Raw genomic sequence first — 19,547 nt, forward strand, 5'->3', positions numbered from 1 at the left:
TGTTATCTGTTTATGCATCCGTTTTTTCAAGAGTTACAACAGGGTAGTCAAAAATTAGGTTTATCGCTTAGCGATGAAGCTTTGACATTATTGTTGAAGTATCAAGATGCTTTGGTACTTTGGAACAAAGCTTATAATCTAACAGCGATTCGTGATCCGAAAGAAATGTTAGTGAAGCATTTGTTAGATAGCCTAAGTATTTTGAAAGATTTGCCAACAGGCCGTTTGCTTGATGTAGGTACAGGTGGTGGTATGCCGGGCATGATCATTGCTTTATGTCAGCCGGAACGCTCATGTGTATTACTTGATTCAAATGGTAAGAAAATTCGTTTTTTGAAACAGTTTATTGCTGACCTTAAGTTAAAAAACGTAGTAGCCGTGCAAACACGTGTTGAAAATCAAGATACAATTGATGAGCTTGGTCAATTTGATGTGATTACAAGTCGCGCTTTTGCTTCTTTAACGGATTTTGTGGATGCAGCTCAGCCATACTTGCATCAAAGCAGTATAATTGCAGCAATGAAAGGAGTTGTGCCAGTTGAGGAAATTGAGCAACTTAAGCAGGACTTTTCATGTAAAGTGATTGAGCTGCGCGTACCAAGACTTGATGAACAACGTCATTTACTTTTACTTCAACGTATTTAAATAAAAAGTATTAGGGTTACCATGGCTCAAATTATTGCGATTGCAAACCAAAAGGGTGGTGTTGGTAAAACAACGACTGCAGTAAATCTTGCAGCGTCTCTAGCTGTATTAAAGAAACGTGTATTACTTGTAGATATGGATTCACAAGGTAATGCTACGATGGGGTCTGGTATTCAAAAGAACGATCTTTTGTATTCCATTACGGATGTTCTACTTGGTGAAGTACCAATTGAAACGGCCATTCAAAAAGCAGAAGTCGGATATAAAGTTTTAGGGTCTAATCGTGAACTTTCTGGTGTTGAGCTTGCTATTGCAGAACAAGAGGGCCGTGAATTCATTCTAAAAAATGCTTTGAATGAAATCCGAAACTCATTTGATTTTATCATTGTGGATTGTGCGCCAAGCTTGAGCTTGATTACTGTTAATGCTTTGGCAGCTGTAGATAGTGTAATCATTCCAATGCAATGCGAATATTATGCGCTAGAAGGTTTAGCTGATTTAACCCAGACTATAGATCGTATTCAAAAGGCATTAAATCCTGATTTAGAGATTATTGGTGTATTACGTACAATGTACGATGCACGAAATGCTTTAACACGTGATGTATCTGCTGAGTTAGAACAGTATTTCGGAAAAAAACTTTATGATACTGTCGTTCCACGTAATGTTCGCTTAGCAGAAGCGCCGGCGCATGGTTTGCCTGTTATCTATTTTGAGAAAAGTTCTAAAGGTGCAGTTGCATACTTAAATCTTGCAGCTGAGATGTTGAAGAAAAGTAAAGTGAAGAAAGGAAGTAAAGTATGAGCATCAAAAAACGCGGATTGGCTAAAGGACGTGGTTTAGATGCATTACTTGGTTCAATTCAAAAAGAAAAATTACAGCTGGAAGCACAGGCACTTGACCACGGGCAGTTGAAACAAATTGATGTAAATTTATTGAAACGTGGTGAATATCAACCACGTCGCTTTATTCATGAGCATGATTTGCAAGAGCTAGCATCTTCTATTGAAAAACATGGAGTGATGCAACCTATTGTAATTCGTCCAGTTGATGATGAATCACATCCATACGAAATCATTGCTGGTGAACGACGCTGGCGTGCAGCGCAACTTGCGGGTTTAACTGAAATTCCTGCAATTGTTCGTGATTTAAATGATCAGGTTGCTATTGCACTGGCGCTTATTGAGAATATTCAGCGTCAAGATTTAAATCCGATTGATCAGGCTATAGCCTTGCAGCGTTTTCATGATGAATTCGGTTTGAGCCATCAAGAAATTGCTGACACAGTAGGGAAAGCACGTACTACAGTAAGTAATTTACTTCGTTTGTTGAGTTTGGCGGATGAAATTAAAGATTTCATGCAGCAAGGCCAGCTTGATATGGGGCATGCTCGAGCTATCTTGACGTTAAAGGGTAAAGATCAATTAGACGTTGCTAAAATCGTAATTGAAAAAGGACTATCTGTTCGTCAAACAGAGCAATTGGTGCGTGATAGAAGTGAGCCGAAGCAGGAGAAGGAAAAAGCACCTGTAGCACCAGATATTGAACAATTGACACAAAAATTATCAGAGCGTTTTGGTGCTAATGTGAAAATTGATCATAATCAAAAAGGTAAGGGTAAGCTTGTTATTCATTACCATACCTTAGATGAGTTAGATGGCATTTTAAATATTTGTTTGCCTGATTAATTTGCATTTGGGTCATATATTTCTAATTTTATATTCTTGGGGAAGAAGATATGTGGGAACTTGTGAGAGCGGGTGGCTGGTTGATGCTGCCTTTAATTCTATGCTCAATTTTAACTGTTGCGATCAGCATTGAACGTTTTGTTCGGTTAAGACGTTCACAAGTTCTACCCAAAGCATTAATTGATGATAGTTCGTTAAGAACTGAAGATATTGTGGAAAATTTGGAACAAAATGTAGAAGTGCAAAACAGCGCATTGGCTCACATTTTAAAAGCAGGTTTTGATCATCGTGAGCATGGTGAGCAATTTGCACGTGCACAAATGGAAGTAGCCGCTTCTCAAGAAATTTCTTATTTAGAGAAAAATATTAATTTCTTAGGAACTTTGAGTGCGGTGGCACCTTTATTAGGGCTGCTTGGTACAGTAGTCGGGATTATTGAATCATTTCTTGTGATTGATTTTGGATCGGCTGGTAGCCCAAGTTTAATGATTCCAGGTATCTCTAAAGCACTTATTACCACAGCTGTTGGAATGTTAATTGCGATTCCAGCTCTAATCGCATATCGCTATTTCCAAAGAGTGGTGCAAGATTATGTTGCGGAGTTAGAACAGCAATCGACTTTATTTCATGCCTCATTGTTCTATAAACGTTCTTCGTCTATAGCAGAACATCGTCGTGTTGGGTGATGGGTGAATAGCCAGATGAAATTTAAACGTTCTCAGGTTGAAGACATTCATATCAATTTAACACCTATGATTGACTGTTTGTTGTTCATTTTGGTTTTTTTATTACTATCGACTACTTTTAATCAGCCAAGTCGCCTCAATTTAACGTTACCAGATGCACAAGGTGTTCCACTAAAACAGTACGATCACAAAATTGAAGTCGTGATAGACTCTTCTGGTCATTATGCTGTAAATGGTCAGGCACTTTCGTCTAAAGAGGTTGCTGATCTGAGTACTGCGATTAAGCAAGTTGCTCAAGAGCGCCGTGATTTTATGTTCATCATTGCTGCGGATGCCAAAGCGTCTCATCAGGATGTAATTCGCGTTATGGATGTAGCAGGACAACTCGGTTTTGTTAACATCAATATTAGTACCAAAGTTCCTTCTAGAGGTTTTTCTGAGTGAATCAAGATTTTAAGGTTTATATACGTCTCATAGCCTATTTAAAACCTTATTGGGGCGTGGCCTTATTAGTTCTTATCGGGTTCGGTATTAACTCAGCAACAGAAGTTTCTGTTGCTAAACTGATTAAATTTATTATTGATGCAATCCAAAGTAGTAGTAGAGCTGATTTGGATTGGTTCCCCTTGTTAATTATTTTATTGGTTTTTTTTCGCGGTTTAGGGCTTTTTATGGGAGGGTACTATACTGCGGTAATTTCACGTAGTTTGGTTTTTAGTATTCGCCAAGAAGTTTATGCCAAACTTTTAAGATTACCGGCACAATATTATCTAGATAATTCATCTGGCCATATTACTGCCAAAATTATGTATAACGTTGAGCAGCTAACAGCCGCTTCTTCTGAGTCATTAAGAACCATTGTTAGAGATGGGATGATTACTCTCGGATTATTGGGTTACCTGTTCTATACCAATTGGCGTCTTACTCTATGTATTTTTGTATTTTTACCTTTAATTGGTGTATTGGTACGTAAAGCTTCAAAACGTATGCGAAAACTCTCATTACAGGTTCAAGATACGATGGGTGATGTGAACCACGTTGTTCAAGAGAGTATCAATGGTAATGCTGTAGTAAAAACTTTTGCTGGTGAAGCGTCCGAACAAGAACGATTTTATAAGTCATCGGAAGAAAACTTAAAACGTGGTTTAAAAATGGTAATTGTACAAAACCTGAATAGCCCGGTGGTTCAGGTAGTGATGGCTTGTGCGATGGCCCTTATTGTATGGTTAGCTTTACGACCGCAGATTTTAGGTAATACAAGTGCGGGTGAGTTCGTAGCCTATATTACAGCTGCTGGTTTATTAGCAAAACCAGTAAAAAATCTGACTGATGTTAACGAAAAGTTACAACGTGGTTTGGCGGCAGCTCATTCTGTTTTTGAACTATTAGATTTACCTGAAGAGCAAAATAACGGTCAGTTGAAACCTAAACTAAATGGTGCGATTCGTTTTGATCATGTGGCATTAAATTATGCTGATGGCGTGAAGGCTATTAAAGATTTTTCTTTAGATATTCTTCCAGGTCAAACCGTAGCGTTAGTTGGTCGTTCAGGCGCTGGTAAGAGTTCATTGGTTAATATGTTAGTTCGTTTCCAAGAACTATCAAGTGGGCAAATTTACTTAGATGGTTTGCCAATTAATGACATTGAACTTTCTTGTCTGCGTACACAAATCGCAATGGTAAATCAGCAAGTTGTATTATTTAACCGTACTGTTCGTGAAAACATTGCGTATGGTCAGTTGCAAGGTGCTTCAGATGAGGAAATTCATGCTGCTGCAAAAGCTGCATATGCACATGACTTCATTATGAATTTACCAAATGGTTATGATACTGTTTTAGGGGCACAGGGCCTAAACTTATCCGGTGGTCAGCGTCAGCGAATTGCTATTGCTCGAGCAATTTTAAAGAATGCTCCAATATTAATTTTAGATGAAGCTACAAGTGCTCTTGATAATGAATCTGAACATTTTATTCAGCAAGCATTTGATGAAGCGATGCAAGACCGCACTACAATTGTTATTGCTCATCGTTTATCAACAATTGAAAATGCTGATCGTATTGTAGTAATGGATCAAGGGCAAATTGTTGAACAAGGTACCCACCAAGAACTTCTTGCAAAACATGGTGCTTATTATCAATTACATCAGCGTAATTTCGAGGATAACTAAGCATGTCATTAGCCCAGCTGATCCAGAATGCATGGAATAAACAATCGAGTTGGTTGATTGCTCTACGTCCATTGTCTTGTTTGTATCGGGCTGGGTTTTTACTAAATCGTAATCTTTATAATTCAGGTTTTAAGCAAATTTATAAAGCGCCCGTACCTGTGATGGTTATAGGTAATATCACAGTAGGTGGAAGTGGAAAAACGCCATTGCTCATACAACTAGTGAATTATCTAAAGCAGCATAATGTAAAAGTAGGGGTAATTAGTCGGGGATATGGGGGTAATGGTCCTTTTCCAATGCTGGTTACCTCGGGCGGCCAAGTAGCTCAAGCTGGGGATGAGCCAGCATTAATTGTTCAGGCTACAAGTGTACCAATGGCAGTAGGTCCTAATAGGCAGGCCGCAATAGAGTTATTGCTTGAGTCATCAGAAATAGATTTGATTATTAGTGATGATGGGTTGCAGCATTGGGCATTAGATCGACAGATCGAGTGGATTGTACTGGATGAAAATCGTGGTTTAGGGAATAAAAAACTATTACCTGAAGGCTATCTGCGGGAGCCTGTTGAGCGTTTAGAAACAGGAACAGTGATTGAGCATACTCATAAACCTGATACAGAATTAAACATGCATCTCGAGACAGGACAGCCATATTTACTTAACCCTTTATCTAATTCTAAAACAAGCTTTAATCTTGAGAATAATTATCATGCTGTAGTTGGTATTGGTTTTCCTCAACGGTTTTATCAAACACTTAAAGATCTAGGGTTGAAGCAATTCCAAGAGCATGCATTTCGCGATCATCATGATTACACAATCAATGATTTAATTTTTAATGACGAGCTGCCACTTATTACAACTGAAAAAGATGCAGTTAAACTATTACCATTACTTGAAAAACATCCTGAATTTAAACAATCTATTTGGGTAGTTCCTGTTAAAGCTGTCCTGTCTACACAGTGTTATCAGGTTTTAAAAATGCAATTGCAAGAACTTGATATTCAATTATCTTAGGAAGAAAAAATGAAACACATCGTCATTCCAGCACGCTTCTCAAGTTCACGTTTGCCAGGTAAACCATTGTTGCTTATTCATAACCGTCCTATGATTTTACGTGTAGTGGATCAGGCAAAAAAAGTCGAAGGTTTTGATGATTTGTGCGTGGCAACAGATGACGAACGTATTGCTGAGATCTGCCGTGCAGATGGAATTGATGTAGTTCTTACCAGTGCTGATCATCCTTCGGGTACAGACCGTTTAAGTGAGGTGGCTCGCATTAAGGGTTGGGATGCAGACGATATTATTGTAAATGTTCAAGGTGATGAACCTTTATTGCCAGCTCAACTTGTTCAGCAAGTTGCAGAACTTTTGGCTGATAAACCAAATTGTTCAATGTCTACGTTGTGTGAGCCGATTCATACCTTAGATGAGTTCCAGCGTGACAGTATTGTAAAAGTAGTAATGTCTAAACAAAATGAAGCTTTATATTTTAGCCGGGCTACCATTCCTTATGATCGAGATGGGGCTAAGCATGATGAACCGACTTTACATTCACAAGCATTTCGTCATTTAGGTTTATATGCTTATCGAGTGAACTTATTACAAGAATACGTAACATGGGATATGGGGAAGCTTGAAAAGTTAGAGAGCCTTGAACAACTACGTGTTTTGGAAAATGGTCATCAAATTGCAATTGCTGTAGCCGAAGCCAATTTGCCACCAGGTGTGGATACTCAAGCTGATCTTGATCGCTTAAATAGTATGCCTGTTGAATCTTTTGAATAAGCGTTAATTTTTAATGAATCCGAATGTAACTTCAAAGGTTTATCCTTGGCAGCAAACAACATGGGACACCTTGACAACAAGGTTTCCCAATATTGGACATGGTCTCTTATTTTACGGCAGGCAAGGTTGTGGAAAACATGCTTTTGCTAAGCAGTTTTTGGCATGGGTACTTTGTTTAAATAAGCAGCCGCAGGGCCCTTGTGGTGAATGTAGTAGTTGTCAATGGTTAAAATCAGACACTCATCCCAATTATGTTCATATCACAACGGATGAAGAAAATAAAAAACAGAATGCAAAAATTAAAATAGAAAAGATCCGTGACTTACTACCTTTCGTACAACAAACGGGAGAAGGTTGGCGCGTTATTGTGATTGAGCCTGCAGAAGCACTTAATTTGGCATCTTCAAATGCTTTGCTAAAGACTTTAGAAGAACCAGGCGAGCGTGTTGTTTTAATTTTATTAGCTGATCACTATCTTAAATTACCGGCCACTATTCGTAGCCGATTGCAACATTTCGCTTTAGATCGTATTTCATATGAGCAAGCTACTTCTTATTTGAATGAGCATTCATCTGAACTTGCGGAAGTGCAGCCTGATTTACTGCTTGGCTTATCTAATGATATGCCTTTACAAGCAATAGAAATTGCTCAAAGTGACTGGTTTGCGAAAAGGCAAGTTTTCTTAAATGATTGGCTTAAAATTGTTGCTCAAAAAAATATGCCTTTATTTTTCTCAGGCAAATGGCAAAAGGAATTAAGTTTTAATGATTTTATAATGCTTTTTGAATACTTGTTGGGTGATTTAATTTATGTCAAGCTAAACCAACCACAGAAAAATACTGATTTAGATTTTGATCAGTTAAGCCCATATTATGATTTAGAAAGCTTATTTAATATTTATAGTGAATTACAGCAAGCAAAAAAGCTTGTTGAACAAAATGTACAAAGCCAACTTATTATTGATCAATTATTTATAACGTTAATGAATATTTAAGGGGAAAACTATGCAGCCGCAGATGGGGGGGATTATTCAGGTAAATATTCCTGATAAAGCTACTTTGCAAGCAAGCTATATGGGATATGTGCAAGGTGGAGGCCTATTCGTACCATCAAAACAAAAGGTAAAGATGGGACAAGAAATTTTCATTTTAGCGACTTTGCCTGAGCAGTCTCAAAAAATTCCTCTAACAGGTAAGGTAATCTGGATCTCCCATAAGCAAAGTGGATTTAAACCTCAAGGTTTTGCTATTCAGTTAAGCGGAGATAAGGGAATTTACTATAAAACTGAGGCAGAACGAGTTTTGGCTGGTAGTATGTCTCTAGATCGTCCAAGTTATACGATGTAATTAAATAGGAAAGAAAAGTGTTTGTTGATACGCATTGCCATTTAACGATGTTAGATTTAACGCCTTATAACGGTGATCTGGACCTTGCGCTTGCAGCGGCGCGAGCAGAAGGAGTGTCTAAGTTTATGGCAATTTCCGTTGATCTCGATGACCATATTGCACTATCTGAGATTGCAAAGAAACATGCAGATGTTGGTTATACGGTAGGTGTACACCCTTGTGAGGATGTGGACACAATGGCTCCTGCAACAACTGAAAATTTTGTTGAATTGGCTCAATCAGAAAAAGTATGGGCTTTAGGTGAAACTGGACTGGACTATTATCACAGTACAGATTTTATTGAAGAGCAAAAAGCATGTTTTGCAAGACATATCCAAGCTTCAAAAATTGTAAAAAAACCAGTTGTCGTTCATACCCGATCAGCAAAGCATGATACGGTAGATATTATACGTGCTGAACACTCAACACGTGGGATTCTGCATTGTTTTACTGAAGATTGGGAAACTGCTAAAGCTGTGCTTGATTGTGGTTATTACATTTCTTTTTCCGGTATTGTGTCATTTAAGAATGCACAGGATTTGCGCGATGTAGCTAAACAGGTCCCACTAGATCGCCTTTTAATTGAAACAGATAGCCCGTATTTAGCACCTGTCCCATATCGTGGTAAAACAAATGAACCAAAATATGTGCCTTATGTAGCCAAAGCGCTCAGTGATGTATATGATAAATCGGTTGAGGAAATTGCAATGATCACCTCACAAAATTTTGAGAACTTGCTAAAAGCGATTTAGGTTATAGAAACTATATAAGAGAGTAATTGCGTGAAGATGGATCGTCAGGCTCAGTTCCGAGCAAGAGAAGTATTAATATTTCAGGTTGCGGAACAATTATTGCTAGAAAATGGCGAAGCCGGAATGACACTTGATGTCTTGGCTGCTGAGCTTGATCTAGCAAAAGGAACTTTGTACAAACACTTTCAAAGTAAAGATGAGTTGTACATGCTGTTGATCATTCGTAATGAGCGTATGTTACTTGAAATGGTTCAAGATACTGAAAAAGCCTTTCCGGAACATTTAGCCTTTTTCATGTTGCATCATTTACATCATCCTGAGCGAACAGTTTTATTCCATCAAATTGAGGAAAAACTCTCAATCACTGCTCAAGGCGTACATCATCTTTTTCACGAACTTTATCAGGTGCGTAAACAGAGATTGCGAATTATCATTCGCATGACAGACCACTACTTAGAATCTATTCAAAGCAGTATGCCTACACGAGATTATCTTGCTTCTATTTGGTCATTAACTCATGGTGCGGCAGCTATTCTCAATTCAAGTTTTTATCAACGATATTTAGGTTCAAGAGACACTTTAAGAGTGGCTTATATTGATCAGGCTTTAGCCTTACCTAAACAAGCTGTTGAGCAATATGCTTAGGTCGATATGAAATCTCAATCACCACTTAAATCCCAAAAAGGTTTTACTCTCATAGAAGTGATGGTGGTGATTGTTATTATGACGATTATGACCTCTCTAGTTGTACTCAACATAGGTGGGGTTGACCAAAAGAAAGCGATGCAAGCAAGAGAGTTATTTTTGCTTGATATGCATAAGATTGGTAAAGAGTCGCTTGATCAGTCTCGTGTTTTAGCTTTATCTACTCTCAGTGAAACAGATGTTTCACCATTTTCTTATGAATTGTATGAGTATCACGACCAGAGTAAATTACAGGTCCAAGATTTAAAAAATCGCTGGCAGAAATATTCTGAGTTTAATACACGCCAGTTGCCTAAACATGTATCGTTTACAATACAACCTTTAGATGAGCAAAACTATTCAAAAGCTACGAATACCGATCTAATTGGAGGGCAGGCTCCCCAGTTAATCTGGTTCGGTAACGGTGAAGCTAAAACTGTGAAAATACAGTTTTACTTTGAACAAAAACCAATTGGTTCAGAAATACAAATTGATCATTTGGGTAAAATAAATGAAATCTAAAGGCTTTACTCTATTAGAAGTAATGGTTGCTTTAGCAATTTTTGCAGTAGCGGCTGTCGCGTTAACTAAAGTAGCCATGCAATATACTCAATCTACCTCAAATGCAATTCTTAGAACCAAAGCTCAGTTTGTAGCAATGAATGAAATTGCTTTAATGGAGATAAATCAGGAATGGCTTGAAGGTACTCAAAGTAAGCAAGTTACTTCTCAAGGCGAAACATGGCAGATTGACAAATCTGCACAATCTACAATTAGCCCGAATGTTCAGAAAGTTGATTTGCAAATTAGCTTATATGATTCTGATAAGGGCAAAGTTCAAAATGGTATTACTCACTTGGTGTTTTTTAATTATCCAATGAAAGCAAAATAATGATAAAGAATAAATGTTTTCGCTATCCAAGCACCGCTTCACGTCTTGCGGTACGATCGGAGCAGATGATGAGGGGTTACTCCGAGCAAAGCTCTTCGTCTTGCGCTCAGACAAAGCTTCGCTTTGTTAATCCTCGCTCAGGATTTACTTTAGTTGAGCTTTTAGTTTCAATTGCAATTTTTGCTATTTTATCTTTGTTGGGTTGGAAGGTTTTTGACTATTTATTAAAAGTTCGCGATCGTAATACTCAACATGAAGTGCAGCTATTTGAATTACAAGATGCTTATCAACAAGTTTTGCGTGATACATTGCAAATTATACCTTTATCAGCCAATCAAGGCGGGCAATTACGTCCAGCTTTAGAAGTTGATAATCAAGTTCTTCGCTTTAGTAAGGCGGGTGTTACTGATCCATTAAAGCAAGGATTATCACCTTTTGAGCGTATCGAATATCGATATGATCCTGATCAAAAAAAGCTTTATCGTCTTAAATATAGTAACTTAAATACTTCAAATAGAGAGCAACCTTTATCCAGTACGCTGTTGAGCCAAGTTGAACAATTTCAAATTATGGTGTTGACACCTCAAGAAGTGACAAAGTGGCCAGAAGTTAATATTGATCCCACAAAACCTGATGAGTTTAGGAAGTTGCCAAAAGGAATAAAAATGCAACTTACGGTTGCAGGTGTAAGTTATGAGTGGATTTATAGCTTAAACCAAGGCGACTTATCGCTCTCCAAACAAGGAGTGCAATAAGTGTTACTGCATAAAAAAAATCAGCAAGGTGTAGCGTTACTCACAATTTTGATAATGGTTGCTTTGGCTACAATTTTAGCTGCCTCTATTGCAAAGCATCAAACTAATACAATGGAAAATACGGGTTATTTGATGCGTCAAAATCAGTCATTACTTTATGCAAAAAGTGCAGAAGCTTTTTTTTCAGAATTATTAATTCAAGATGCAAATAATGCTGGTGGTATCGATCATTTAAAGGAAAGCTGGGCGCAGCCAATGCCACCTTTTCCAATAGAAGATGGAGCTGTATCGGGGCGTTTACTAGATGAGTCAGGAAAATTTAATCTAAACAATTTAACGACCAATGAAGGCAAGGTAAACGAAGCTGCTAAAAATTGGTTTGAGCGATTGCTTGTGCGTGTAGGATTGCCAGCAGAGTTAAGTCAAGCAGTTATTGATTGGCAAGACCCAGATGATGAACCATCTGGACCTATGGGGGCAGAAAGTAATTATTATGAAGGTCTTGATCCTGGTTATTTAGTTTCAAATGCTAAATTTCATCGTATAGAAGAGTTGAAATTGGTAAGAGGTTTTGAAGGTAAGAAATATGATTTAATTGCACCATACATTTCTGCATTACCTGAAAATACAAAAGTGAATATTAATACCGCAGCACCATTAGTATTAGCGAGTATTGATCAAAAATTAGATTTAGGGACTATAGAAAAAGAACTTCAATTACGCCAACAGAATTTAAAGTTCTTTCAAAATATTGATGAATTATGGCAATTGAATGCTTTTTCAACAGTTGATCCACAAAAGAAAACTGAAGTTAGTAGCCTTTTAGATGTGAAGTCGAACTTTTTTCAAGCACAAATTGAGGTTGTGTTGAATAATAGAAAAAGACAGTTTACAAGTGCCTTGATGCGGAGTGATAAGCAGATTTATGTATATTCTAGAAATATGGCACCATTTAACTAATTGAAAATTTATGATTTATTTGCTTTGGATGTTTTTTGAAGTTTGTAATTATAAATTTTTCTCAGGTTAAGCGTTAAAGTAAATATAAACTTTCTATATGTGTATCTCCAATGTTTCTTCATAAGTCTTATCATACTTTTTGCTAATTGTTTCTAATTGAAAAGTGGTGCGAAATTTTCGTCTTTTGCTTTATAATAATGTTCTTAGAAGGAATGATCGATTTGGCACATGTTAATTCGTAAGTTATTTAAGTTTGAAAATGCACATGTTGTACGTAACTGTACATCGGATCGTTGTAAGCGATCAATTCATGGACATAGCTATAAAGTTGAGTTATTGCTTAAAGCTTCGAAATTAGATCATGGGCAAATGGTTTATGATTTTGGACTCCTAAAAGGAGTAATAAAAGACCTATTCGACAGCTTTGATCACGCAATCTGTTTTTGGGAAAAAGATGATTCTCAATATATTGATGCATGTCAGACTTTTAGTGCTCGTTGGATTTCTTTACCTGTTTCACCGTCGGCTGAACAGTTTTCACGTATTTTCTTTTATCTAGCTCAGCAAGTTTTACAATCAACAGTCACTCAAAATGGGGAAGGTGATGTTGAAGTATATTCTGTTATTGTTCATGAGACTGATACTGGATATGCTCAAAGCTTTATTGAAGATATTCAAAACGAACAAATGGGTATTTTAAGTCTTGATGGAATTGTTTTTTCAGAACAAATTCAGATAGAGTGGGCAAATCCACAAATGTATGAAGACTTGAAAAAAGGGATTAAATTTAATAATCCTCAAGTTGATTTGCAAGTCGAAGTATAAATCGAATTACTTATTTTATTTGTAGAATTGAAAATTGATCTAGGATGACATTAATGCAATTAACTGAGCAACAGCAAGATAAACTCAGTAAAGTTCAATTAGAAGAAAGTTGGAAAAGATCTTTAGCACCTTTTCTATTAAGTCCTCAGATGGATAGTTTGCGCGATTTCTTATTTCAACAGAAACAAGCTCAGAAAATAATATATCCGCCTAGTAAACAGATCTTTAATGCTTTAAATACCACACCACTAGCTGATGTGAAAGTTGTGATTTTAGGGCAAGACCCATATCACGGGCCAAACCAAGCGAATGGATTAAGTTTCTCTGTTCAAAAAGGTATTGCATTACCACCATCTTTGCGCAATATTTTTCATGAATTACATACAGATTTGGGTATTCCGGCTCCTCGCCATGGTGACTTAACAAAATGGGCTAAACAAGGCGTGCTTTTACTCAATAGTGTGCTTACGGTTGAGGCTGGACAGCCGACTTCACATCAAAAGCAGGGTTGGGAAGCCTTTACTGATGAAGTTATCGATGTTCTAAATGAACAGAGACAACATATAGTATTTATTTTGTGGGGTGCTTATGCACAGCGCAAAGGACAACGTATAAATAGAGATAAACACTTGGTTTTAACAGCCGCACATCCATCACCTCTTGCTGCAAATAGAGGGGGTTTTTTTGGATGCAAAGTGTTTTCAAAAACAAATCAATATTTGAAACAACATGGCATTGAGCCCATAGACTGGCAATTGGACGCATGATGAACTCTCCCAATGTAAATAACTATCACCCGGACTTGGTGGTTGAAGAAGCAAAAAACGGCTGGCGTATAGTACGTTTGAATCGTCCTAAATCGTTACATGCTTTAGACGAATCAATCGTAACGGCATTATTGCGTGTATTTGAAGATTTCCGTGACGATGAACAAGTTAAAGCAATTTGGTTAGACTCAACTACACCAAAAGCTTTTTGTGCAGGTGGTGATGTTAGAAAATTACGCCAACTTGTTATAAATCAAGAAGTAGATTCTGCAAATAAGTTCTTTCAGCAGGAATATGCTTTAGATCTACTTTTACATAACTATGCTAAACCGGTTGTGGTCTGGGGTGAAGGTTATGTGATGGGTGGTGGTTTAGGCTTGTTTATGGCTGCACCATTCCGTCTAGTGACGCCGTATTCACGTTTAGCAATGCCTGAAATTAATATTGGTTTATATCCTGACGTTGGTGCGAGCCGTTTCTTGGCAGATCGTGGTCCAATTGGTTTGTTTACGGGTTTAACTGGTTCAATCATGACTGCTGCTGGAGCATATAGCATCGGTTGGGCAACACATATTTGTGAAGCACAGCGTGATAATGTTCTGCAAAAAGTCTTAAATATTAATTGGGCTCATTATCCTGCAGGGGATTTCCGAGCAATTGATGATACTTTAAATAGCTTGCACCGTCCTGTTGCGGCAGGCCCATTGCAGAACTCACTTGATGTAATTCATAGTGTTTGTCGTGGTTTTAATTTTGAACAAGACTATCAAGCTATTGTTAGCTTGCGTGATGCGAGCAGTGATTGGTTACGCCAAGCGAGTGAGAATTTGCAAAAAGGATCTCCTAGTACCGCGGCAATTACTTGGTTACTGTGGCAATGGGGTAAACAAATCCACTCATGGGATGAAGTCTTTGATCTAGAGGCTCAGATTTCTGAGTGGAAAATACGTCATCCTGACTTTGTGGAAGGTGTTCGCGCACGCTTGGTTGATAAGGATTTATCACCTGAGTGGAAACCATGTGACGATCTAAGCTTGAGAGGTATATTGGCTGATTGTCCACCAGTAACCTCAATTGATAGCTGGAATGCCTTACTTAGACAACACGGTGTGATCACCTAAAATAAATGACTGACTATAGTGATGAATACTGGATGCAGCTTGCTTACGAGCAAGCTGAATTAGCTGCTCAGCAGGGGGAGATCCCTGTTGGAGCGGTTCTGGTGAGCCAAAATCGAGTAATTGGATCTGGTTATAATGCTCCAATTACTTTATTAGATCCAACTGCACATGCAGAAATTCAAGCTATCCGTGCAGCGTGTTCCTCTCTAGAAAACTATCGATTACCTGAAGACACAACTTTATATGTCACTCTTGAGCCATGTACTATGTGTGTAGGTGCACTCGTACATGCAAGAATTAAACATGTGGTTTTTGGTACACCAGAACCTAAAGCAGGTTCTTTGGTGAGTGCACGTCAGTTATTACAGCAAGGCTATTATAATCATAGGTTTACATTTCAGAATGGCTGTCTACAAGAAAAATGTGCTCAACAACTTAGCCATTTTTTTAAACAAAGACGTGAGCAGAAGAAACAAGAGAAACAACAAAAAACGTCCTTAAATGATTAAAAATCAACTTACTCTTATGGCAAACTAATGCGGTTTTAATACCATGATTCCATGTAATAAGGACGATCCAATGCGTAATGTAATTACCGTAAAAAAAGAATTTAATGCTCCTCTTACTGATGTATTTAACTTGCTCTCTAAGCATTCAACTTACAATACTGCTTTTGCCCCTTTACAAGTTGTACGTGTTAAAGACTCCGCAGATTCTAAAAGACCTGATGGTTTAGGCTCAATTCGACGTATGGGATTTGGTCCAATTAAGCCACTTAAAGAAGAAATTACATTGTTGGAAGAAAATAAAAGTATTGAGTATAAATTAATAGACAATCCTTTGATTAAACACCATTTAGGCAGAATCGAGTTTTCTGAGATTACCCCATACATTACATTAGTTACATACCGCATCGAGTTAACGGCAAAAGCGCCAGTGGTAAGTAAATTAATCCTTGCACAGCTAAAACTAGCCATTACACTAGGCTTTTCGAGATTAGCTAAAGCATTTGCTTCTTAGTGAGAGTTCAATGACAGTTCAAATTATTACTATTGATGGTCCGAGTGGTTCGGGTAAAGGAACATTGGCTGCAAAACTTGCAGCACATTATCAATATCATTTACTCGATTCGGGTGCCTTATATCGTTTATTAGGGTTGTCATTACATAAACACGATTTATTAGAGAAATTAGATAGTCAGCTTGATGAATGCATCCAATATGCAAGTCAACTGGACATTAAATTTGAAACGTCTACCTCAGGGATTTTGGTCTTCTTGGATGGTGAAGATGTATCTCAAACAATCCGTACAGAACGAGTTGGTGAGTACGCATCAAAAGTTGCAGTGGTTCCAGAGCTTAGACAGGCACTATTTGAAAGACAAAGAGCTTTTGCGCAAAGCCCTGGTTTAGTTGCAGATGGCCGTGATATGGCAACATCTATTTTTCCGGAAGCTAATGCCAAAATTTATCTGACAGCTTCGGCTGAGTCGCGCGCTGAGCGAAGAGTAAAACAGTTGCAGGGTATGGGGCTAGATGCTAAAATAAACGACATTTTAGCTAATATACAGGCACGAGACAAAAGAGATATGGAGCGAGAAGTTGCTCCGCTCAAGCCAGCCAAAGATGCTTATATCATTGATAGTTCGGAATTAACGATCGATCAGGTATTTAAGTTAATGGTTGATTATGTCGATAGCCGTACTATTTAGTAAATAGAATTATCAGTTGAAGCATAGCTTGATCAGTCTATAAAGACTATGTTGATACTTAACTAAACCGGCCTTGTCTGATCCAAGACCGCTGAATTTATCAGGTATATCATGACCGAATCTTTTGCAGCCCTCTTTGAAGAAAGTGAATTAAACCTCAACGTTGAAAAGGGTGCAGTCATCCAAGGTGTTGTTGTAAACATCGATAGCGACTGGGTAACTGTTGACACTGGCCTAAAGTCTGAAGGCATTGTTGACCGTGCTGAATTTTTAAATGAACAACGTGAACTTGAAGTTCAGGTTGGTGATACTGTTGACGTAGTTGTTGAAGCTCTTGACAACGGTATGGGTCAAACAGTTTTATCACGTGAAAAAGCTAAGCGTGCTGAAACTTGGACTAAACTTGAAAAAATCTTTGAAGATGGCGAAATCGTTACTGGTGTTATCTCTGGTAAAGTTAAAGGCGGTTTCACTGTTGACATCGGTCCTGTTCGTGCATTCTTACCAGGTTCATTAGTTGACACTCGTCCTATCCGTGACACTACTCACCTTGAAGGTAAAGAGTTAGAGTTCAAAGTAATCAAACTTGATGCTAAACGTAATAACGTTGTTGTATCTCGTCGTGCTGTTATGGAAGCTGAATCTTCTGCTGACCGTGAAGCATTACTTGCTCAACTTGAAGAAGGTCAAACAGTTACAGGTACAATCAAAAACCTTACTGATTACGGTGCATTCGTTGATCTTGGCGGTATTGATGGTCTTCTACATATCACAGATATGGCTTGGAGCGGATCAAGCACCCTTCAGAAGTTGTTGAAGTTGGTCAAGAAGTTACTGTTAAAGTACTTAAATTTGACCGTGAACGTAACCGCGTATCTTTAGGCCTTAAACAATTAGGCGAAGATCCATGGTTAGCGATCATGAGCCGTTACCCTAAAGGTTCTATCGTTAAAGCTCGCGTAACTAACTTAACTGACTACGGTTGTTTCGCTGAAATCGCTGAAGGCGTTGAAGGTTTAGTTCACGTTTCTGAAATGGACCACACTAACAAAAACATCCACCCATCTAAAGTTGTTCAGATTGGTGATGAAGTTGATGTTATGGTTCTTGAAGTTGATGAAGAACGTCGTCGTATTAGTCTTGGTATCAAACAAACTCGTGCTAACCCATGGGAAGAGTTTGCTAAAGCTCATGAGAAAGGCGAAAAAGTATCTGGTACTATCAAGTCTATCACTGACTTTGGTATCTTCATTGGCTTGAACGGTGGTATCGACGGTTTAGTACACTTGTCTGATATTTCTTGGAACGAGCAAGGTGAAGAAGCTATTCGTCGTTACAAGAAAGGTGACACTGTTGAAGCTGTTATCTTGTCTGTAGACGCTGAAGGTAACCGTATCAGCCTTGGTATCAAGCAATTGAACAGCGATCCGTTTAATGACTTCTTAGCTGCTAACGAACGTGGTGCTTTAGTTAAAGGTACTGTAACTGCAGTTGATGCTCGTGGCGCAACTGTTAAGTTAGCTGACGAAGTTGAAGCAACTCTTAAAGCTTCTGAAATCAACCGTGACCGCGTAGAAGATGCGACTAAATTCTTAGAAGTTGGTCAAGAAGTTGAAGCGAAGATCATCAACGTTGATCGTAAATCTCGCTCTATCAACTTGTCTATCAAAGCGAAAGACGAAGCTGAAGAGAAAGAAGCAGTTGCTAGCTTGCGTACAGCAACTACAAGTCAAGACAATGGTCCTAAGACTATTGGTGACTTGATCAAAGCACAAATGAAGTAATAAGTTAACAAAGTACAGTTTCATGTAACGGAATTGTACTTTTTATACAAATTACTGTAAACGGTAGCCTAGTATTCAACATACTGCGCTACCGTTTTGTATTTAAACAGGTTATTATCGAACGACATAGAGTAGCAATAAATAACGAGGTCGTAGATGACTACTGAAGCTCTTAATAAGTCTGATTTGATTGAACGCATTGCGCTAAAAAACCCACACTTAGCTGAACCTTTGGTGGAAGAGGCGGTTAAAATTATGATTGATCAGATGATAGAAGCACTATCAACTGATAATCGAATTGAAATCCGTGGTTTTGGTAGCTTTGCTTTACACCACCGTGATCCAAGAGTTGGTCGCAATCCTAAAACAGGAAAATCAGTTGAAGTTGCAGCTAAAGCTGTTCCACATTTTAAACCCGGAAAAGCCCTTCGAGATGCAGTAAACGAATCTGGGAAATAAATAAAATTTATAAGTCGGGGTGCCTATGCGTTATATTTTAATTGCATTGCTTATTGTTGTATTTGGCTATTCTTTAGCACTTGTTTTGCAGAATCCAACAGAACTTTCTGTTGATTTGTTATTTACCCAAGTTCCAGCTATGCGTTTAGGCTTATTATTGCTACTCACATTAGTACTAGGAACTGTGGTTGGTCTTTTATTAGGTGTGCAAGTTTTCAGAGTATTCCAAAAAAGTTGGGAAATTAAGCGCCTGCGTAAAGATATTGACCATTTGAGAAAAGAACAAATCCAAAGTGCTCAATTAGCGGCAGCTGAAGCAGCTGCGAATGTAAGACATGAAAAAACCGTTGTAGATATTTATCCGCAAGATAAAAACTCTACTCCGCTATAATCCCCATACTACTCTTTATTAATGAGTAAGGAGTAGTATCTCTCTAGTTTTATCTCTTCTTTTATTCTTCTAAATATAAACGCTTTTGTT

24 protein-coding genes and 1 pseudogene are annotated in these 19,547 nt (G+C 38.0%); all 25 read left to right on the forward strand.

What is annotated here, in order from left to right; genetic code table 11:
- Positions 1 to 12: 12 nt before the first annotated feature.
- Positions 13 to 645, forward strand: coding sequence for a 16S rRNA (guanine(527)-N(7))-methyltransferase RsmG (gene rsmG / locus J663_RS11710; protein WP_002121443.1), 633 nt, complete (start codon positions 13 to 15; stop codon positions 643 to 645).
- A 21-nt stretch (positions 646 to 666) separates the two neighbouring features.
- Positions 667 to 1,449, forward strand: a complete 783-nt coding sequence (locus J663_RS11715) for a ParA family protein (RefSeq protein WP_002121458.1) — start codon at positions 667 to 669, stop codon at positions 1,447 to 1,449.
- On the forward strand, positions 1,446 to 2,333 hold the full coding sequence (locus J663_RS11720) for a ParB/RepB/Spo0J family partition protein (protein ID WP_032034851.1): 888 nt from the start codon (positions 1,446 to 1,448) through the stop codon (positions 2,331 to 2,333). Before J663_RS11715 ends, J663_RS11720 begins: the two co-directional genes overlap by 4 nt.
- Positions 2,334 to 2,383: 50 nt before the next feature.
- Positions 2,384 to 3,019, forward strand: a complete 636-nt coding sequence (locus J663_RS11725; protein ID WP_033849857.1) for a MotA/TolQ/ExbB proton channel family protein — start codon at positions 2,384 to 2,386, stop codon at positions 3,017 to 3,019.
- A 15-nt stretch (positions 3,020 to 3,034) separates the two neighbouring features.
- Positions 3,035 to 3,463 (forward strand): ExbD/TolR family protein, encoded by a 429-nt coding sequence (locus tag J663_RS11730; RefSeq protein WP_033849858.1) that lies wholly within the window; start codon positions 3,035 to 3,037, stop codon positions 3,461 to 3,463.
- The gene (gene msbA / locus J663_RS11735) at positions 3,460 to 5,187 is read left to right on the forward strand and encodes a lipid A export permease/ATP-binding protein MsbA (protein WP_033849859.1); all 1,728 of its coding nucleotides are present in this window, start codon (positions 3,460 to 3,462) and stop codon (positions 5,185 to 5,187) included. Before J663_RS11730 ends, msbA begins: the two co-directional genes overlap by 4 nt.
- 2 nt (positions 5,188 to 5,189) lie before the next feature.
- Entirely contained in the window at positions 5,190 to 6,200 is a 1,011-nt protein-coding gene (lpxK, locus tag J663_RS11740; protein ID WP_033849862.1) for a tetraacyldisaccharide 4'-kinase, read from the forward strand.
- Between the two features lie 9 nt (positions 6,201 to 6,209).
- Positions 6,210 to 6,971, forward strand: a complete 762-nt coding sequence (gene kdsB, locus J663_RS11745) for a 3-deoxy-manno-octulosonate cytidylyltransferase (RefSeq protein WP_033849864.1) — start codon at positions 6,210 to 6,212, stop codon at positions 6,969 to 6,971.
- 13 nt (positions 6,972 to 6,984) lie between these two features.
- Complete coding sequence (locus J663_RS11750; RefSeq protein WP_033849866.1) at positions 6,985 to 7,965, forward strand: hypothetical protein; 981 nt, start codon at positions 6,985 to 6,987, stop codon at positions 7,963 to 7,965.
- A 10-nt stretch (positions 7,966 to 7,975) separates the two neighbouring features.
- Entirely contained in the window at positions 7,976 to 8,317 is a 342-nt protein-coding gene (locus J663_RS11755) for a PilZ domain-containing protein (RefSeq protein ID WP_002121335.1), read from the forward strand.
- Between the two features lie 17 nt (positions 8,318 to 8,334).
- On the forward strand, positions 8,335 to 9,108 hold the full coding sequence (locus J663_RS11760; protein ID WP_033849867.1) for a TatD family hydrolase: 774 nt from the start codon (positions 8,335 to 8,337) through the stop codon (positions 9,106 to 9,108).
- 36 nt (positions 9,109 to 9,144) lie between these two features.
- Entirely contained in the window at positions 9,145 to 9,753 is a 609-nt protein-coding gene (locus J663_RS11765) for a TetR/AcrR family transcriptional regulator (RefSeq protein WP_005069536.1), read from the forward strand.
- A gap of 6 nt (positions 9,754 to 9,759) precedes the next feature.
- Positions 9,760 to 10,314: a type II secretion system protein gene (locus J663_RS11770; protein WP_002121405.1), complete on the forward strand. Its 555-nt coding sequence runs from the start codon at positions 9,760 to 9,762 to the stop codon at positions 10,312 to 10,314.
- Complete coding sequence (gene gspI, locus J663_RS11775; RefSeq protein WP_002121425.1) at positions 10,304 to 10,684, forward strand: type II secretion system minor pseudopilin GspI; 381 nt, start codon at positions 10,304 to 10,306, stop codon at positions 10,682 to 10,684. Before J663_RS11770 ends, gspI begins: the two co-directional genes overlap by 11 nt.
- Complete coding sequence (gene gspJ / locus J663_RS11780; RefSeq protein ID WP_033849868.1) at positions 10,684 to 11,439, forward strand: type II secretion system minor pseudopilin GspJ; 756 nt, start codon at positions 10,684 to 10,686, stop codon at positions 11,437 to 11,439. The genes gspI and gspJ overlap by 1 nt, the downstream gene beginning before the upstream one ends.
- Complete coding sequence (gene gspK / locus J663_RS11785) at positions 11,440 to 12,399, forward strand: type II secretion system minor pseudopilin GspK (protein WP_033849870.1); 960 nt, start codon at positions 11,440 to 11,442, stop codon at positions 12,397 to 12,399. It begins immediately after the preceding gene.
- A gap of 228 nt (positions 12,400 to 12,627) precedes the next feature.
- A complete protein-coding gene (locus tag J663_RS11790; protein ID WP_002121363.1) occupies positions 12,628 to 13,224 on the forward strand; it encodes a 6-pyruvoyl trahydropterin synthase family protein in 597 nt (198 codons plus the stop codon).
- A gap of 53 nt (positions 13,225 to 13,277) precedes the next feature.
- Positions 13,278 to 13,991: a uracil-DNA glycosylase gene (gene ung, locus J663_RS11795; RefSeq protein ID WP_017399503.1), complete on the forward strand. Its 714-nt coding sequence runs from the start codon at positions 13,278 to 13,280 to the stop codon at positions 13,989 to 13,991.
- Entirely contained in the window at positions 13,988 to 15,112 is a 1,125-nt protein-coding gene (locus tag J663_RS11800) for an enoyl-CoA hydratase/isomerase family protein (protein WP_081404718.1), read from the forward strand. Before ung ends, J663_RS11800 begins: the two co-directional genes overlap by 4 nt.
- A 5-nt stretch (positions 15,113 to 15,117) precedes the next feature.
- Positions 15,118 to 15,621 carry a tRNA adenosine(34) deaminase TadA gene (tadA, locus tag J663_RS11805; protein WP_033849873.1) on the forward strand — a complete coding sequence of 168 codons (504 nt, stop codon included), beginning with the start codon at positions 15,118 to 15,120 and terminating at the stop codon, positions 15,619 to 15,621.
- A gap of 70 nt (positions 15,622 to 15,691) precedes the next feature.
- Entirely contained in the window at positions 15,692 to 16,132 is a 441-nt protein-coding gene (locus tag J663_RS11810; protein ID WP_032007239.1) for an SRPBCC family protein, read from the forward strand.
- Between the two features lie 10 nt (positions 16,133 to 16,142).
- Positions 16,143 to 16,823, forward strand: a complete 681-nt coding sequence (cmk, locus tag J663_RS11815) for a (d)CMP kinase (protein ID WP_033849875.1) — start codon at positions 16,143 to 16,145, stop codon at positions 16,821 to 16,823.
- Between the two features lie 111 nt (positions 16,824 to 16,934).
- A pseudogene (gene rpsA / locus J663_RS11820) lies at positions 16,935 to 18,607 on the forward strand (30S ribosomal protein S1).
- A 156-nt stretch (positions 18,608 to 18,763) separates the two neighbouring features.
- Positions 18,764 to 19,066, forward strand: a complete 303-nt coding sequence (locus J663_RS11825) for an integration host factor subunit beta (RefSeq protein WP_002121337.1) — start codon at positions 18,764 to 18,766, stop codon at positions 19,064 to 19,066.
- Between the two features lie 25 nt (positions 19,067 to 19,091).
- Entirely contained in the window at positions 19,092 to 19,457 is a 366-nt protein-coding gene (locus J663_RS11830) for a lipopolysaccharide assembly protein LapA domain-containing protein (protein WP_033849878.1), read from the forward strand.
- The last annotated feature ends 90 nt before the right edge of the window (positions 19,458 to 19,547 follow it).

The sequence above is a fragment of the Acinetobacter sp. 826659 genome, assembly GCF_000588515.1.
GTDB lineage: Bacteria > Pseudomonadota > Gammaproteobacteria > Pseudomonadales > Moraxellaceae > Acinetobacter > Acinetobacter pittii.

Bases quoted from the DNA above. Each gene is read 5' to 3' on its own strand.
- J663_RS11720 (WP_032034851.1), top strand. From the start codon at position 1,446: ATGAGCATCAAAAAACGCGGATTGGCTAAAGGACGTGGTTTAGATGCA.
- J663_RS11765 (WP_005069536.1), top strand. From the start codon at position 9,145: ATGGATCGTCAGGCTCAGTTCCGAGCAAGAGAAGTATTAATATTTCAG.
- kdsB (WP_033849864.1), top strand. From the start codon at position 6,210: ATGAAACACATCGTCATTCCAGCACGCTTCTCAAGTTCACGTTTGCCA.
- J663_RS11730 (WP_033849858.1), top strand. From the start codon at position 3,035: ATGAAATTTAAACGTTCTCAGGTTGAAGACATTCATATCAATTTAACA.
- J663_RS11770 (WP_002121405.1), top strand. From the start codon at position 9,760: ATGAAATCTCAATCACCACTTAAATCCCAAAAAGGTTTTACTCTCATA.
- rsmG (WP_002121443.1), top strand. From the start codon at position 13: ATGCATCCGTTTTTTCAAGAGTTACAACAGGGTAGTCAAAAATTAGGT.
- J663_RS11725 (WP_033849857.1), top strand. From the start codon at position 2,384: ATGTGGGAACTTGTGAGAGCGGGTGGCTGGTTGATGCTGCCTTTAATT.
- gspJ (WP_033849868.1), top strand. From the start codon at position 10,684: ATGATAAAGAATAAATGTTTTCGCTATCCAAGCACCGCTTCACGTCTT.
- lpxK (WP_033849862.1), top strand. From the start codon at position 5,190: ATGTCATTAGCCCAGCTGATCCAGAATGCATGGAATAAACAATCGAGT.
- ung (WP_017399503.1), top strand. From the start codon at position 13,278: ATGCAATTAACTGAGCAACAGCAAGATAAACTCAGTAAAGTTCAATTA.
- J663_RS11750 (WP_033849866.1), top strand. From the start codon at position 6,985: ATGAATCCGAATGTAACTTCAAAGGTTTATCCTTGGCAGCAAACAACA.
- gspI (WP_002121425.1), top strand. From the start codon at position 10,304: ATGAAATCTAAAGGCTTTACTCTATTAGAAGTAATGGTTGCTTTAGCA.
- J663_RS11790 (WP_002121363.1), top strand. From the start codon at position 12,628: ATGTTAATTCGTAAGTTATTTAAGTTTGAAAATGCACATGTTGTACGT.
- tadA (WP_033849873.1), top strand. From the start codon at position 15,118: ATGACTGACTATAGTGATGAATACTGGATGCAGCTTGCTTACGAGCAA.
- J663_RS11810 (WP_032007239.1), top strand. From the start codon at position 15,692: ATGCGTAATGTAATTACCGTAAAAAAAGAATTTAATGCTCCTCTTACT.
- J663_RS11830 (WP_033849878.1), top strand. From the start codon at position 19,092: ATGCGTTATATTTTAATTGCATTGCTTATTGTTGTATTTGGCTATTCT.
- J663_RS11755 (WP_002121335.1), top strand. From the start codon at position 7,976: ATGCAGCCGCAGATGGGGGGGATTATTCAGGTAAATATTCCTGATAAA.
- J663_RS11715 (WP_002121458.1), top strand. From the start codon at position 667: ATGGCTCAAATTATTGCGATTGCAAACCAAAAGGGTGGTGTTGGTAAA.
- J663_RS11800 (WP_081404718.1), top strand. From the start codon at position 13,988: ATGATGAACTCTCCCAATGTAAATAACTATCACCCGGACTTGGTGGTT.
- cmk (WP_033849875.1), top strand. From the start codon at position 16,143: ATGACAGTTCAAATTATTACTATTGATGGTCCGAGTGGTTCGGGTAAA.
- J663_RS11825 (WP_002121337.1), top strand. From the start codon at position 18,764: ATGACTACTGAAGCTCTTAATAAGTCTGATTTGATTGAACGCATTGCG.